We start from the raw sequence: 16,291 nt of genomic DNA, 5'->3' as shown, positions 1-16,291 counted from the left end.
TTTATTTTCTGTTGGTCAGTTGCAGGCTGGTTTGTTTAACCTGCCTGCCTATTGTAAGTTTAATAATTACCCTTGGGACTATAATAGCCCCCAAACTTACATTTTTTGAGCTATATAAACCAGTTTATATTCACCTGGTTGGCCTTAGTAAGTTTACTCGGAAAAAAGTTGTTGCAGCTTTTTATTGAGGGTTTCACCGCGCAGGTCATTGGCTACAATTTTACCTGCCGGATCAATGAGAAAACTGGCCGGAACGGCCCTCACACCATACAATAGTGCCACCATATTGTTCCAGCCTTTTAAATCCGATACCTGTGTCCAGGGCATGCCGTCCTTGGCGATGGCTGTGGTCCATTTTTCTTTATTATCATCAAGAGAAACACCAACAATATCAAAGCCTTTGTTTTTATATAAGTTGTATTGCTCCAGCAGGTTGGGGTTTTCGGCACGGCAGGGGCCGCACCAACTGGCCCAGAATTCTACCAGGACATATTTTCCTTTATAAGATGCCAGGCTTACAGGATTACCATTTACATCGGCCTGTGTAAAGGCCTGGGCCGGTTTACCTGGTTCCACTTTTGTTAAGATATTGATCCTCTCCTCCAACTCTTTACCAATAGCAGAGGCTTTGATTGTTGGATCCATATTTTCATACCCCTCAATAGCTACCGGCAGGTTGGCTCCATCGGTATAGGCTAACAACTCTTTGGCTGCTATATAACTTTTGGGATAGGCCAATGCATATTCCTTACGCATGGCAAATTCAGATTTGTACTGTGCATCAGCCTGTTGTTGCAGTTCGTTTGCTTTACTACTATCACCGGCATTGCGCAGTTCATATGCCTGCTGAAACAGGGCAATGGTATGTTGCCGGTTTTGCATAATGCGTTGGTTAAACTGTTCAAACTCCTTTACCGCTGCCAGTTTACTAAATACTTTGTAACTGTACATAGAGTCGGCATTACCCGTTACCGTAATGAGCCCGTTATCAATAAAAAGATCGAGCCGTACTTTATAATCTTTAGAGAATAACATGGCCGGTGTGGGCTCTTTTACTTTTCCTTTAAAAATAAACCTGCCGTTTTTTACCGTTGCGGTATCAATGCCCGATTTGCCTACGGTACCATAGGTAAGATAGACTTCGGTAGCAACAAAAGAACGGATAGTACCTGTAATGGTATACCCGTTGTTCGCCACAGCCCTTACCGGCAAAGCGGTAAAGGCTATAACGATCAGCAACATCCACTGTATGGATTGTTTCATGATTATGATTTAAGGGATTATATTTTCTCGTTGTATATACCTATTTCGGAAATCGAAACCTGGCGTCGGGCACCCAGGATATGAATACGCACTTTAGAGCCTGTTACCCTGGCAAAACGGTGCACTTTTACATTTTTACTTACTTCACCCTCCAGTAAGGTTTTCCAGGCGCCGTTGGTAAAGTATTCAATACGGTATTTGCGGATATTGGGATGAGATTCGGTAATAGAGATAGCATTAAAGGCGGTTGCTTTTTTCAGGTCAATTTCAAACCAGGGCTGTTTTACCGTGTGGTTAGATACCCAGGAAGAGCTGTAACGGTCGTCGTTGGCAAAGTCCATGATATTCATATCATCGCTCCAGCTGGAGTTGGTGGGCTTGCCTGTTGCCAGGTTTGAGGAGATGATGGGCGCATCCAGTGCGGGCAGTTGTTCCAGGGGACCGGCATTAGTCCAGTTTTTACCAATTTGCTTTAAAGCCTCAATCGCATTATCATCAATTAAGCCATCTTTATTAGGGGCTACATTTAAAATAAAGTTACAGTTGGCCTTGTTTAAAGGGATGAGGGTTTCATTGATCAGTTTTACCGGGTCTTTTACAGCCGTTGTAGGGAAGTCTTCTTTCCAGAACCAGGAGCCATTTAACGGTAAACAGGCCAGGGCGGGCATACGGTTTTTTTCTTCCTCTACACGCTGACCGGCACCCATTTCATAGGTTTTGATATCGGTGTAGAACATGCCTTCGGCCGGGTATTTGGCACCGTTCAGGTCCATTACCAGGCAATCGGGCTGTAGTTTTTTTACCAGTAAGTAAATTTCTTCAAAAGGAATATCATCATAACTGATCCTTGACCAGGGCGCATCCCAGCCATCGATGATAAGGGCTTCAATTTTCCCGTATTTGGTAAGCAGTTCCGTGATCTGGTCTTTTACCATTTTAATATGCGCCGGTGTAATGGAGTTGGGGCGCAGTTTATGATGGGTATCTAAAATAGAATAGTACAACATGACTTTAACGCCGGCTTTGCGGAAGGCATCGGTAAACTCTTTTACCACATCGCGTTTTAAAGGGCTGTTCATTACGTTATAAGGCGTGGTTTTGGTATCCCAGATACTGAAGCCGCTATGGTGTTTGGTGGTTAAACAACCATAACTCATGTTGGCACTTTTAGCAGCCTGCGCCCATTGGTTACAATCCAGTTTTTTAGGATCGAACAAAGAAGCGGGTGCTTCAGGATCGGCCCAGTCCTGATTCATATACGTAGGTATATTGTAGTGAATGAACATACCAAAACGCAGATCGACAAAGGATTGCTGTAATGCCGGTAATTTGGCATTAACCGTTTTTAACTGTGCTGTTACGATACCCGGCACGGACAACATGATGCTCACAAATGCCAAAAGAAAAAACCTGTTTTTTGTTGTACTTGTCATTGTAATTTTTTAAAACTGCTTATTGATTGAATTAACTATTTCATTGCAATTGCGTGAGGGATAGCAGCGGAAAGCCCGCAGCCCGTACGGATGTACAAGGTAAGGAACGAACCTTTATGATTGTTACCCGGGCGAGGACTTGCAGCGGATAGCCCGACCCCGTTGCAGCCATACCCGGCGAGATACGAGCCATAGCATGGTGCAAGCGGGGACACGCCATCATAAGAAAAAAACTTACTGCCCATATGATTAAGGATTGAACCAGAAACTAACTTCACTCATATGACTATCTGTTGCACCCGAAGCAACCTGTAATACCCTGATACGGATATAACGTACCGGTGGAATATTTTCTAACAGGTCCACTTTATAGGGTGCTGTTCCGTTATCGGGACGTTGCACAAATTTTAATAATGTCCAGCCCTTGGCAATGGATTCATTGGTCCAGCCCGGATCGCCTGCCGGTAATGTGGTAGCAGCCCCTGCCAGGTCATCAATACCCCATACCTCAAATTTTAACGGGTTGTGATAAGGGTTGCTGTTTTGACGACCAATGTTCTCAAATTGTGTGAGCTGGTAAACCGCACCCAGGTCGAAGGTAAAATGATGCGGCATACCCGAGCCATCGGTATGATAAATTTCGGGATAATCAGCGGCTTTACCATCCCATATCCAGCTAAGATCAGTACCCCATGCATTGGTGCCGATATCGTTGGGCAGTGTAACCTGTGTCCAGGCTGTTTTAGGCACGGGTACGTTGGTGACGGTCACCGAATCGCGGCGTAAAACCGTAAAGGTATCAATGGCATTGGCTGTGGGTTTGTATGCAGATTGATAATATACTTTGGTACCGATTTTCCAGGATAAAGGTGTTACATTCTGGTCGGGTGTAAGGCGGAATACCTGTTCCTCACCCGCTGCATCGGTGTAGTATACTTTGGTATCAACATTCACGGTATCGGCCTCGGCCCAAACCACCACCAGCATGTTGGCCGGTGCAATTAAATTAACGGCTGTCACCGTACGGTTTTGTAAAGCCTGGTGGTATTTGGCACCATATACTTTGCCGGTTTTAGTGGCCGGTACCGAGCGGTTGTTCTCTTTATCATAAGTAAACACATCAAAGGTGTAGGAGGTCTCATCAAGGTTGTTGATGATCACACTTACGGTGTCCACACCCTGTGTACGGTGAACAGGTACGGTAACAGAGTCGGCACGGCCGTTCCAGAATACTTTTGCTGAAGTAATGGTGGGATCGGATTTATGTATCCATTGTAACTTAACCCGGTTATTACCCGGCAATACCGTTATTGAATCGGCCATACCAGGATATACTTTGGGTTTATCGGGTACGTATTTTTTGTACTCGTCCATTTTTGAACAGGAGTACAATGTGGCCAGTAACAGGCAAGCGGCTGTAATAATGTTTAAAATATGTTTCATGTTGTTACTTTAAAGTTTTGTTGATCGGTTAAGTGGTAAACGCTTTACGGCTGTCCCCAAACGGAGATCTCGGCAATATTGGTAGCAGAGTTGGTAAAGGTTTCCAGTATCCGGAAACGGATATAACGAACCTGCGGCATACTTAAGGGAATTGGGATTTCCTCGCCTTTTGCCGCCGCCGCAATATCATCGGCCGATACCTGGCCCAGGGGCAGGCCGGAAGGTTTTACCACTTCGTGATCGGTGAGTTTGATCCAGTTATTCCAGCCACCATCTACATCGGGACTGGTAGAACCCCATACTTCAAATTTTTTAGGATTGTTGGCATTATAGGCCCAATCGGCCGCCGGGCTCTGCCGTTGCCATAAAGCCATACGGCTCAGCTTAACCGTAATACCCAGGTCGAAGGTGAACCACATGGGGAAGCTTTGGGTTTGCGTATGGAACATGTCCCAGAAATCGGTGTACCCGTTGTTCCACATATTCTGCATGGGCAGGCCCCAGTCGTCTTTTACATCGGTAGGTAACAGCACTGTTCTGAATAAGCTTTTGTCCAGCAGTTTTTCATACAGGGGTTTGTAGGTTGCCGTCAGGGTATCGGAAATATTACCAAACCTGTCTTTTACAAAGAAGGAGAATTTACGTGATGTACTGTCGAAACCGCGGATGGTATACCGGCCCGAGGGCAATGTGGTATAGTTGGTATTTGCTTCCACCATGGCGCCGGTTGAATCGGCAGCAAGGGTATGAATGGCCAGGTCGGCCTTAGCATCATTGAGATAGTTGATAATAAGACCACCAAAATCTTCCGCTACGGTAAGACTGTTAAAGGTAGCTACCACCGGTGGTACCAGAGGCTTTACGGTTACGGTTACAGGCGCTGATTGAATTTCACTGCGGGTAACCACATACAATTTGATACTGTATTCATTGGTATTACCAAAGCCATCTACCAGCAGGCTGTTATTGTAGTAGGATGATTTTACTTCTCTTTTAACACCGGGGCGAATTTCATACTCGGCTTTTACATAGAGTATGTTATTATCGTGGGGTAAGGAATAGGTTATTTCCGCCGCACCGGGCAGGTTTTGCACGGTGGTATTGGTGATAGGCGAAGGCGTACTGCCATCATCGTATAAAGAGGAGTGCAGTTCTCTTTTACAACCGGCGCCCATCAGCAGGAATATGGCCAGTGTTAGAAAAGTAGCTATATTTTTAAACATAGTAATTAGTTTGATTTGATAATTAACAGGTAACGGTTTGTTTTACCAGCCCGGGTTCTGTACCAGTTTGGGATTGATGAGTATATCATTATTCCGTAAAGGCCACAGGTAATCACGTACCTGGAAGCTTTGTGAGAACAGGGGTGTTAAACGATAGTATTCAACCGGTGATACACCCGCAATATTCCATCCCAGTATAATTTTATTCTGTTCCTCGATGGCACGTTTCCAGCGGCGCAGGTCCCAGAAACGGCTGGCCTCAAAACTCAGTTCAATTAAACGCTCCTGTTGCACAATAGCCCTGAAACCATCTTTGGTGGTGTATTTATTGGCATTGCGGGAGTGCTGGCTCCAGGCATCCTGTACGGTGGGTAAACCGGCACGTTCGCGTACCGTATTAATATAGGCATAGGCTTCGGCCGTTGGTGCATCCGCATATTCATTCAAAGCTTCAGCATATAATAAATACAGGTCGGCCAGGCGGAATAAGGGGAAGGGATAGGTTTCTGTGGAGCTGGCCTGTCCTTCCTCGATCACGAATTTCCAGCTGGTTATTTTCTTGGTAAAGTAACCGGTAACAGAGTAACCAAATACATTTTTACGGCTCTGGTTCTGGCCCCATTTGGCCTGTATGGGCCAAAGGCCGTTTTGCATCAGCCATTTATCCCCATCAAAAGATACATTGGCATAGAAACGGGGCTCACGGTCAAAATTCAGCCCGGCCGTTTCATAACCCATTTGCATATATTCTGCTTCCTCCGCACCAATAGTCCTGGGTTTATAGCGGTTCACATAATCATAATCTTTATCCTCTTCGATGGGTACACCGTTTTTACTGTAGAACTGTTCTACCACTTTGATAGTAGGCGCCAGCTGGCCCAGGGGCTCCTGGTTACCCAGGCGGGCCGGGTTTAATTTAGGTAAAGCTAAGCGTTGCATGTATTTACCTGTAGGACTATTAGAGGAGCCCCATATCAATTCTTCATTCCATTTTTCACAAACACTGTTCCGTATGGTCATTTGTTGTTGAAAGAAAGGAGAGAGACTTACCAGGTTATCGTTGAATTTAAACAGTTTAATATCTGCCGCATGTGCCGCATCAATGGCCGCTTTACAGGCATCCGCCGCACGTTTCCATTTTTCTTTATCATAAGTGGTATTGATGAGCGGAGTATTGTCAATGTTTTTAAAATTGTTATAGTCAGTATTGCCGTTGAATAAAGGACTGGCCGCTGTAACCAGCAACCGGGCTTTTATGGCCAGGGCGATAGGAGAAGTGATCCGTCCCAGTTCGGTAGTACGGGACTGGATGGTAGCGGGCAATAGTTTTGCTGATGAGTCCAGCAGGCCGGCAATATAGTTCACCACTGAGTCCACCGCAATACGCGGTATTTTTACCTGGTCGGCAGTTACATCTATCGGCAGGTTTTTATCCACAATATTAATAGGACCATACATCCTTAACAGGTACCAGTGATAGTAAGCCTTTAAAAATAATACCTCACCGATCCACCTGGTCCTTAAATAAGGTTCCAGGTCTACTACCCTATGCACATTGTCTAAGAAAATATTACAGTCACGTATGCCTTTATACATATTTTCCCAGTAATGCATAATAGGATCGTTACCACTTTGAAAACCCATAGCTATACGCATGGCCGCCGGATTGATGGTGGAGAAAGTAGGGTCCTGCCATATTTCATCGCCGCCTCCAAATGCCGGATTAGCGCCAAAGTCACCTTCATCCGGTAAATAGGAGTAACAGGTGAACAGATATTTTTCTGCCTCTGTACGGATACTGAAGGCATTGTCGATGGTAGCCACATTATCAGGCACCACATCAATAAATTTTTTACAGCCTGTAAAAAATGCCAACACCATTACCAGGCAAAACATCCATGCTGTTTTACTGCCGGTGGTTTTTATATTTTTAACTGATCGCATTTTTTTGAATTGAATAATGACTAAAAGTTTTTGTTAAACAGGTACTTTTTAAAAATTCAGGTTCACACCTATATTGTACACACGTTGTACAGGGTAGTTCAACCCGTTGCTGCCCATCTCGGGGTCCCATTCTTTAAACTTACTGATGACAAAGAGGTTAACCCCATTGAGGTAAATACGTGCCGATGATAGTTTGTATTTGCGCAGGAATGCAGGAGATACGGTATAACCTAACTCCACATTTTTCAGGCGGAGAAAAGCCCCGTTCCTCACCCACCAGCTGGAGGTCCAGTAGTTATTAACGATGGTCCTGTCGCTTAAACGCGGCCAGAAAGCATATACATTACGGTTACTTTCCGACCAGTGATCATCCGCAATTATCTGTAACAGGCCGCTCTCAAAACCACCGTCTTTTTTAAATGGCTGTATGGCATCGTTATCAATAAAAATAGAGGAACGTGCAGAGCCCTGTACAAAGGCACTGAAGTCAAAGTTTTTATACCCGAAGGAAAAACCGCCGCCATAAATGATCTCCGGCATTTCAGGATAACCCATCGGTACCTGGTCATTACCATCAATGATATTATCGCCATTCACGTCCAGGTATTTAATATCGCCGCCTCTTACTTCGCCAAAATCCTGGCGGGGTGAGTTACGCACTTCGTTATCATCCACAAAAAGTCTTTCTGCGATCAGGCCCCATCTTTGCGAAAGGGAGTATCCTACCCTGCTCCTGTATGCATCAGGATAAACGGGTTCTTCATTCACCAGCATTTTACTGCGGGCATAGGTAAAGTTGCCGCGCATTTGCAGCCACATGCTTTTAGCAAAGGTTTTGGTATAGTCCATCTGTATATCGATACCCTTACCTTCGGCCTCGCCCACATTTGCCTGGATATTGGCATTCAGCCCCATGGATGCAGGAATAAATGCCCGGCTCATTAATATATTGGTACGGTGTTCTTTATATACATCTACGATCAGGTTAAGACTGTGAAATAATTTAAGGTCAACACCAATATTGGTTTTATAGGCTTTTTCCCAGGTTATCTGGTCGTTGGCGTAACGTAATACACTTACACCGTTCATGGTAGTACCAAAGTTTTCACCGAAAGTAGCGCCACGGTCCGGGTCGTTCATATTTACCCTTGACAGGTAGAAGAATCTTTCATCGGCATTGCCGATCTGGTCATTACCCACCAGGCCATAAGAAGCCCTGAATTTCAATATATTCACGATATCCTTATAGGCATCAAAGAATTTTTCCTGGTGTACATTCCAGGCTGCACCTACCGAAGGGAAGAAACCCATACGATTGTTTTTGGCAAACCTCTCCGAACCATTATAACCGAAGTTGAATTCCAGCATGTACCGGTTATCATAATCATACGTAAAACGTCCCGATACACCCTGGTTGCGGTTTGGTAAAGAGCTTTGCAGATCAGGCGTTGCCGTATTGGCAGTAAGGTAACTGCGCAGGTTGGTGATTAAAAAGCCTGAAACAAAATGGCCATTAAAGTTTCTTGAGTAATTTAAAGCCGCTTCCATATACGCTGTTGTATTCACCACTTTATTACCCGGTGTATAGTTCAGGTATTCGGTACCGTCGGTATTTAATGAGCTTAACACGGGTTTACCATCAGCGCTATAGGCCATACGATAGTAAAAAGGATTGTATTGCCTGGACAGGTCAAAGTAGGCATAACGTTGTGTATAGGCCATTACACGCCCGGTCAGTCCTCTTAACAGTTTACCAAAGTTTTGTTTCAGTTCCAGCTGGGCCATCATATTAGAGGTGTTGGCTTCCTGGTAACCTGATACCATGCTGGCATAGGGATTATTATAACGGGTACCGCTTTCATCCAACGCACTGCCAAATAAAGGATGCGACAGGTTAGGCAAAAAAGACGAAGGATATACCGGCGAGAACATTACCGGGTTTGATTTCAAAGCCTGGTTAAAGATATTACCGCCTCCGCCAATGGGACCGTTGTAATCATCAAACAATCCTGACACACGGATAATGGCCGTGGTAGAAGGAGTAACGTTAATGTTCACATTTGACCTGATCTGGTAGCTCCTTAATTTAATATTGCTGTTAAAATTATTCAGCTTGTCAACGTTCAGTACACCATTATCAACATTGTAAGTACCCGACACATAGTATTGGGCTACTTTACCGCCACCGCTTAAACTCACGTTATAACGCTGGTTATTGGTATAGTCTTTAATCAGCATGTCCAGCCAGTCATTATTCGGGTATAGATAAGGATCGGCACCGGCAGCTGTTTTTTCAATTTTTTCCTGGGAGTATAATGGCGCTCTTAAAGGGTAACGGGTAACCAGGGCCTCATTCGCCAGGTTCATGTAAGTAATATTGTCGGCAAATTTAAAGTTGCGGGTGTTGCTGGATAAGGAGTTCTCGGCACGGAAGTTCAGCGAAGCCTTACCTTCTGCACCCGATTTGGTAGTAACAATGATAACCCCGTTTGCACCACGGGCTCCGAATAATGAAGCGGCGGTAGCATCTTTCAGTACGGAGAAGCCGGCAATATCATCGGGCTGTAACCGGGCCAGATCATTGGGTGTTGATTCCATACCATCGATCATTAAGAGGGGATCTACTTTACCGGTACCAAAAGTGGTAACACCGCGGATAAAGAATTGCGCATTATCACGTCCCGGCTCACCCGAACGCTGATAGGCGATAACACCCGATATTTTACCCGCCAGCATGGTGGTCAGGTTACTGGTAGGACCTTTCAGCTCTTTCGGGTTTACGGTGGTAACCGAGCTGACCATGCTGCTTTTTCTTTGCTGCCCGTAAGCCACTACGGCTACTTCGTCCAGTGTTGCATCTACAGCTTCCAGCAACACATCCAGCACCGGCTCTTTTTTTACGTTAAACTCCAAAGGCTTATATCCTACAAAGGAAAATACCAGCACACTGTTAGCCGGTACTTTGATCATATATTCCCCTTTGGCATCGGACAAGGTAGAGCGCTGGGGATTGGTCTTGAGGTAAATGCTCACGCCTTCCAGCACCGTTGAATCGGAGCGAACAATACCTTTTACAACTATTTCCTCCGCCTGGGCAATAGCCACTGAACGGAATGTTGTAAAAAGCAACAGTAAAAAGCAAATTCTCATACTGAGTTTGCACCCATGAAACAGGTTGCTCATCATTTTACAGTTTAGTTTTTGGTTAAAAAAGAATAGTTAGTTTTTTGAACGGTATGAATGGTAAAAGGCAGGTATGTTAAAACAGCATGGGATTGACGCCGCCCCGGGAAGCACCTGTAAATCCGGTGAAACAAATCGTCCGCAGCACAGCAAAAAGCAAACAGCGGGGCCAGACCATTCAATCTCATATCATGTTGTTTTGAACCTCCTAAAGGTATTCATGGCCTATTTCGAAACTTGTCAACAGACACTAAAGAACTTGTTAACGGAAATTAAACGGTTGCCTAAAAGCAGCAGGTAATAACATTTTGCACGACCTTTAGTATTAATAATGAAACGTTTAAGCATTTCCTATAAAGTCATTGCCGTAGTCAGTTTTTTGATACTGTCGGCTGTGCAGTTTTTTTTATTGTACAATACCTATAAACTGGAGAACGAGCTGTATTATGTGGAAGAAAAACAAACCATTAACCAGGCATACGGGCAATATATTTTAAATGACAATGTATTTCCCGGGGGCAGTGCTATTATTGATAAGTATATCCACAACAACCTGCAGCAACTGGAATATTTATATAAAACAAAGAGCCCGGCATTTGATGTATTGAAACAAAAAGTATGTGACAGTCTTTTTTCCGAAATGATCACCCGGAATAATGTGGACAGCATTTTTGAGGCCATTAAACGCAAACACGGACTTTCACCCAAGTTTGAGTACGCCCTGTTTTTCAGCCAGCTGGAACTTGCGTTTGTGACCAATAAATATGTGCCGCTTTACCATGCTTCTCAACGTTATGAATTGTTCAGCAAAAATACCCGCCAGACCCCTTGGGGTATACGTTTGGCCGGTACACTTGAGGATGTAGCTCCCCAGAATAATATCATTGAACTAACCGTAAGCAGTGCGCAGGATTACAGCTATAAATTAATGTTCAAGCTGTTTGCCGATAAAGAGAACCGGACCCTGTCTATTTTAAAGGCCATGATCCCTACTTTTTTATTATCCCTGCTGTCCATTGCTTTTGTCCTGATCTTATTCCTGGTCACTTTCCGTAACTGGCAGAAACAGAAGAAACTGGCCGATATGAAATCGGATTTTGTGAACAGCATTACCCATGAGTTTCATACGCCGCTGGCCACCATCATGATCGCTAATAAGAATTTGCAGAACGAAAAGATACTGGAGAAGAAAGAGAATATTAAGCCTTTGACGGATGTTATTTTTCGCCAGGCCACCCGGTTAAAGTATTTATTCGGACAGGTACTGGATATTGCCATTATGGATAAGACCACCCTGCAAAGAACAGAATACCCTTTACCGGAATTACTGGATGAGATTATTTATGATTACCGGCTGAAACTGACAGAAAATAATGTAAGCATACGTTATGAAGCAGACCCGGAGGTAAAGGCCAATGCCATGTTAGACAGGTTCTGGTTTACTACCATGCTGCTGAACCTGTTTGAAAACGGTATTAAGTATAATGAGAAAGAACAGAAAATCATTACGGTACAATTAACGGTACATAATAAGATGGCAGAAATAGCCGTTACGGATAATGGTGTGGGCATGTCGGAAAAAACCATGCAGCATATTTATGATAAGTTTTACCGGAGCACGGCTAAAAAAAACGATGTATCGGGCCTGGGGCTGGGTTTGTTTTATACCAAACAATGCGTGGAAGCCCACGAATGGAAAATAAAACTGGAAAGCCGGGAAAATATTGGCAGTACCTTTACCATTATGATACAATTAGTATAGTGTAAAAACAGTGTATGAAGAGTAAGATACTATTAGTAGAAGACGAGCGGGACCTGGGAAATGTTGTGAAACAATACCTGGAGATCATGGATTTTGATGTGGAGTGGAGCCTGAACGGGAAAAATGCTTATGCCACTTATGCGGCGGCTCCTGCAAATTTTGACCTCCTGGTGATCGATGTACAGTTGCCGGGCATGAACGGCTTTGACCTGGCCAGTAAGATACAGCAACACAATACCGATACCCCCTATTTGTTTCTGACCGCCCGGGGCGAGAAGAAAGACCGTATTAACGGTTTGAGTATTGGCGCAGACGATTATATTACCAAACCCTTTGACATTGATGAACTTGTATTACGGATCAAGAATATCATTAAACGCCGCAAGCCGGGTAAAATAACTACCGCACTTACAGAGCAGAACACTGCCCCCCTGGATGCCATTAGCTTTGGGGACGTGATCTTTCAGAAAAATTTATTAAAAATAAAAGTAGGCAACCGCCCTTCTGTTGCCCTGACGGTAAGAGAAGCCGAGCTGCTGGAGTTCCTGTACCATCACCGTAACAGTATTTTAAAACGCGAAGACATACTGGTACAGTTATGGGGCGAGAATGATTATTTTATCGGCCGCAGTTTAGATGTTTTTATTTCGCGGTTACGCAAACAGTTAGCTGCTTCCGAGAAAGTGAGTATCGACAATGTGTATAGTGTAGGTTTTATTTTTACCATTAAGGAATAAACAGAACAGGAGATTGGCCTCCGTAAGCACCCGCAGCAATATACGCCGCTGTAAAACGAATCCGTAGTCTGCAAGACGGTTTCTCCTGTCATGTTTCCGGGAGTAGTTTTCCGGCAATAATAATTCCCTAAGCCATATATTTTACATTACAGCCACTTTTTCTTTTGCCAAACTATTGCGCGCAAGGGTTTCCAGTAAAAAACTAACAATAAAACAACCAATATAAGATAACGCCCGGTCTCTATGTTTTCATGCGGCCTGTTATCAAAAAACCAATGCATCAAAAATATATTCATAATAATGGGCAATAACACAATGATGCCTGCCAGCCTTGTTTGCGGTAATAACATTAATAACCCTGCCAGTATCTGAAAAAAACCGATCACTTTTATAAACCCGCTTTGCCGCATGGTATTCATGGTAACATCGTACCCATAAGGGGCTTCATAGTTTTTTTCCACTACCACCTTCTGTACAATGATATCCTTGTTTTCGATGGTTATATTTTTCTCCCGCAATTTTAAAGGACCAAATTTTTCATATCCTTTACTGATAAAAAACAAGGCAATGGCTATAGCCAAAAGGGCATGGGCGTAACGGATAACAGTATAAAAGTTAAGTTTCATCATATTTTATTTTATCACATAAAAAGCCGCATTACCCGTTGTAATGCAGCTTTATAATTATATCATTGTTTGTTTAAAATTTAAAATCTATACCCGCCGTTACAAAACGGGGCATACCTACCCTTATACCCTGTGGATTCCTTGATGCAATATATCTTTCATTGGTTATATTTTTAACGGCAACATTAAAAGATATTTTTTTACCGGGCATGGTATAAAAAACCGAACCGTCAATAATATTACGGGCGGCAATTTTACCTACCTGTCCATCCGGGGTAGGTATTTCAGTATTATTCTGGTCATTGTACTGCGATCCTATATAGTTCGTAAACAGCCTTATGCCCACACCTGATGTATGTTCAAACCCAATGAAAGCATTAAACATAACTTTAGGAGAATAAGGCAACAGGTTATCCACTACATTCTTTTCGCCGGCAAAACGGGCATCTGTATAAGTGAAGTTACCGCCTACAGGCAAAGCATGTTTCCATTTCAAGGCTTTGGCGATATCCATATCCGCATTTATTTCAATGCCCTTATGGTTGGTTTTGCCCCCATTTGCCGAGCCAGATGCACCGGTTGCCAGGGTAACAGGTATTACCTGGTTATCAAAGTGCATATAAAACACGGTAGCCGAAATATTTGCATAGTCAGCAAAAGCAAAACGGGCGCCCAGTTCATAGTTAGTGCTTAGTTCCTTATCAATTTCTTCGGCAATGCCGGTGGCAGTAATAGCATTTTTCACCACAGGAGGAGCGAACCCGCGGTGCACACCGGCAAAGAAAGTAACATAATCACTTGCCGTATAATTCAGTCCGCCGCCGGGTAAAAAAGCAAAGGTGTTTCTTGTAAACAGCACATTGGTATCGGCAACCACATTAGCGCCGCCTGTACCTATCGGGAACTGGCCCCTGTATATTCTCCGGTTAAAATCAAAATTTTCCACCCGCACGCCTATATTGGCCGATAACTTCGAAGTTATCTTAATATCATTGGTGGCATAGGCGCTCATGGCAAAGCCTTTTCTTATTTCATTATCCCGCATATTGCCACCCCATGAATCGGGCTTGTTACCCTGTATAAACTGTTCGGTAGCTGTTTCCCACAGCGCCCTTACACCTGTTTTTAACGTATTTTCAACCTTAAATAACTCATGCTTTATTACCAGCCTTGGCTCAACACCACGCACCAGGTATTGGCGGTTACGCCAATCAGTACGATTGCTCATAAAAATAGCGCCCCCATCGGTTCTGGACGGATCGCCCCACACTACGCCTGATGAGTTGGCATTGGGACCATTGCGTGTAAATTGCTGCCTGCGCCAGTTACGAACAATATCATACACAAACGCTGTAGTTTGCAATTGTACATTGCTGTTAAAGCGGTACACATGTGTTGCGCTAAAGTTTATTTTTCTTACCGGCATGTGATCGTCCGGTGTTAAAATAGTTTTATCATAACCACCCGCATCATACATCGCCTGGGTCATACCCAAATAAGTGGAGTTAGATATTTCGTCATATAAACCCAGCTTTATACCAATTTCCGATTTATCATTTAAAGCAATTCTTAGTTTACCAGTTACATCATGTGCTGTAAAAGTTAAACGGTTTAAATTGTCGGCACGCTTAAAATTGTAAGTAACCAGGTACCCTACATTACCCACAGTATTACCATGACTGATATAACTGGAAAAGAAACCATTACCGCCGGCACTCAGTTTTATGTTATTGGTGAGTTTAGCAGGGGGATTGGCTGTAATAAAGTTGACCACTCCGCCAATTGTTTGCGGACCAAATAATAATTGCCCGCTACCCTTTAATACTTCTACCTCCTGCATTTTATCAATAATAGGACTGAAATACATTTGTGGTTCACCATAAGGATTAAGTGTTACCGGTATACCATCCTCCAGTACCAATACCTTACTGGAACGAATGGGGTTAAGTCCGCGTATACCAATATTCATTCTTAAGCCGGCCCCGTCTTCATCAACAATATTCAACCCGGGAATTCTTCTTAATACATCGCTGGTATTTAAAGGTGCAATGGCCTGGATCGTTTTATTTGAAATAATATCCACCGAGCCCGGTACCCGCTTAAAAATCCGGTCATCTTTTTTTCCTACTACCTGAATTTCGGGCATGGTATTATTAAGGGTATCTGTCTGTGCCCCGGCATTTAACACAAGCATACCTGTTACTAATAACAGTACCAGCCGCTGTCCTGTGCCTTCTTTTTTTAATGTATTCTTTTTGCTCATATAACTGTTGACCTTTATTATTATATATTAAATTATTACTATCTACCCCTCGAAATATTGGGTTATTTATCTCAGGGCCGCAATATTACTTCAGCAGTTACTGGAACATTTACGAATACAGGAAATAGCGTTTTTAATATAGGGAAACCAGGCAATAATTACATTGGCGTGACACAGGAATAGATCAGTATTATAAATAACTTACATAACATAAGAAGCATTTGCCGGGCGGCAGCTCCCTGTATATGGAGTGACCTGTATCGGAAGCAACGGAAAGCGTGATATATTATTACATTCATTATACACCAAAGCACCTTCAGCTTACAGGGTAAAACACAGCAGAAGCCATTAACCAACGCTGTAAGCTGTAATGGCATGCATAAAAAAACCGGGTATGGCTACCCGGCTTCTACA

At 43.6% G+C, this 16,291-nt stretch carries 10 protein-coding genes; 2 read left to right on the top strand and 8 right to left on the bottom strand.

Annotated elements, in window-relative coordinates; all coding sequences use genetic code 11:
* Window positions 1-153 precede the first annotated feature (153 nt).
* From ACFS6H_RS11425 to ACFS6H_RS11400, 6 genes are all read right to left on the bottom strand, one after another.
* On the bottom strand, window positions 154-1,263 hold the full coding sequence (locus ACFS6H_RS11425) for a redoxin domain-containing protein (protein ID WP_386098451.1): 1,110 nt from the start codon (window positions 1,261-1,263) through the stop codon (window positions 154-156).
* A gap of 17 nt (window positions 1,264-1,280) precedes the next feature.
* Entirely contained in the window at window positions 1,281-2,696 is a 1,416-nt protein-coding gene (locus ACFS6H_RS11420) for an alpha-L-fucosidase (RefSeq protein ID WP_386098448.1), read from the bottom strand.
* A 249-nt stretch (window positions 2,697-2,945) separates the two neighbouring features.
* Window positions 2,946-4,139: a DUF4998 domain-containing protein gene (locus ACFS6H_RS11415; RefSeq protein ID WP_386098445.1), complete on the bottom strand. Its 1,194-nt coding sequence runs from the start codon at window positions 4,137-4,139 to the stop codon at window positions 2,946-2,948.
* A gap of 44 nt (window positions 4,140-4,183) precedes the next feature.
* Complete coding sequence (locus ACFS6H_RS11410; RefSeq protein WP_386098442.1) at window positions 4,184-5,362, bottom strand: DUF5000 domain-containing lipoprotein; 1,179 nt, start codon at window positions 5,360-5,362, stop codon at window positions 4,184-4,186.
* 42 nt (window positions 5,363-5,404) lie between these two features.
* Window positions 5,405-7,306: a RagB/SusD family nutrient uptake outer membrane protein gene (locus tag ACFS6H_RS11405; RefSeq protein ID WP_386098439.1), complete on the bottom strand. Its 1,902-nt coding sequence runs from the start codon at window positions 7,304-7,306 to the stop codon at window positions 5,405-5,407.
* Between the two features lie 48 nt (window positions 7,307-7,354).
* Window positions 7,355-10,456: a SusC/RagA family TonB-linked outer membrane protein gene (locus ACFS6H_RS11400; RefSeq protein ID WP_386098435.1), complete on the bottom strand. Its 3,102-nt coding sequence runs from the start codon at window positions 10,454-10,456 to the stop codon at window positions 7,355-7,357.
* Window positions 10,457-10,820: 364 nt separating this feature from the next.
* Between ACFS6H_RS11400 and ACFS6H_RS11395 the strand changes: the two genes are divergently transcribed.
* Both ACFS6H_RS11395 and ACFS6H_RS11390 read left to right on the top strand, forming a co-directional pair.
* Window positions 10,821-12,251: a sensor histidine kinase gene (locus ACFS6H_RS11395; protein WP_386098432.1), complete on the top strand. Its 1,431-nt coding sequence runs from the start codon at window positions 10,821-10,823 to the stop codon at window positions 12,249-12,251.
* 14 nt (window positions 12,252-12,265) lie between these two features.
* Complete coding sequence (locus tag ACFS6H_RS11390; RefSeq protein WP_386098429.1) at window positions 12,266-12,988, top strand: response regulator transcription factor; 723 nt, start codon at window positions 12,266-12,268, stop codon at window positions 12,986-12,988.
* 146 nt (window positions 12,989-13,134) lie between these two features.
* Here ACFS6H_RS11390 and ACFS6H_RS11385 read toward each other — a convergent pair whose 3' ends face one another.
* Window positions 13,135-13,617: a hypothetical protein gene (locus tag ACFS6H_RS11385; RefSeq protein ID WP_386098427.1), complete on the bottom strand. Its 483-nt coding sequence runs from the start codon at window positions 13,615-13,617 to the stop codon at window positions 13,135-13,137.
* Between the two features lie 70 nt (window positions 13,618-13,687).
* On the bottom strand, window positions 13,688-15,877 hold the full coding sequence (locus ACFS6H_RS11380; protein ID WP_386098425.1) for a TonB-dependent receptor family protein: 2,190 nt from the start codon (window positions 15,875-15,877) through the stop codon (window positions 13,688-13,690).
* Window positions 15,878-16,291: the final 414 nt, after the last annotated feature.

The organism is Terrimonas rubra, from assembly GCF_042686025.1.
Classification (GTDB): domain Bacteria; phylum Bacteroidota; class Bacteroidia; order Chitinophagales; family Chitinophagaceae; genus Terrimonas; species Terrimonas rubra.
This window is presented reverse-complemented; position numbering and strand designations above follow the sequence as displayed.

Excerpts from the sequence above, each read along its gene's own strand:
- ACFS6H_RS11425 (WP_386098451.1), bottom strand. The coding sequence starts at position 1,263 with ATGAAACAATCCATACAGTGGATGTTGCTGATCGTTATAGCCTTTACC.
- ACFS6H_RS11420 (WP_386098448.1), bottom strand. The coding sequence starts at position 2,696 with ATGACAAGTACAACAAAAAACAGGTTTTTTCTTTTGGCATTTGTGAGC.
- ACFS6H_RS11415 (WP_386098445.1), bottom strand. The coding sequence starts at position 4,139 with ATGAAACATATTTTAAACATTATTACAGCCGCTTGCCTGTTACTGGCC.
- ACFS6H_RS11410 (WP_386098442.1), bottom strand. The coding sequence starts at position 5,362 with ATGTTTAAAAATATAGCTACTTTTCTAACACTGGCCATATTCCTGCTG.
- ACFS6H_RS11405 (WP_386098439.1), bottom strand. The coding sequence starts at position 7,306 with ATGCGATCAGTTAAAAATATAAAAACCACCGGCAGTAAAACAGCATGG.
- ACFS6H_RS11400 (WP_386098435.1), bottom strand. The coding sequence starts at position 10,456 with ATGAGAATTTGCTTTTTACTGTTGCTTTTTACAACATTCCGTTCAGTG.
- ACFS6H_RS11395 (WP_386098432.1), top strand. The coding sequence starts at position 10,821 with ATGAAACGTTTAAGCATTTCCTATAAAGTCATTGCCGTAGTCAGTTTT.
- ACFS6H_RS11390 (WP_386098429.1), top strand. The coding sequence starts at position 12,266 with ATGAAGAGTAAGATACTATTAGTAGAAGACGAGCGGGACCTGGGAAAT.
- ACFS6H_RS11385 (WP_386098427.1), bottom strand. The coding sequence starts at position 13,617 with ATGATGAAACTTAACTTTTATACTGTTATCCGTTACGCCCATGCCCTT.
- ACFS6H_RS11380 (WP_386098425.1), bottom strand. The coding sequence starts at position 15,877 with ATGAGCAAAAAGAATACATTAAAAAAAGAAGGCACAGGACAGCGGCTG.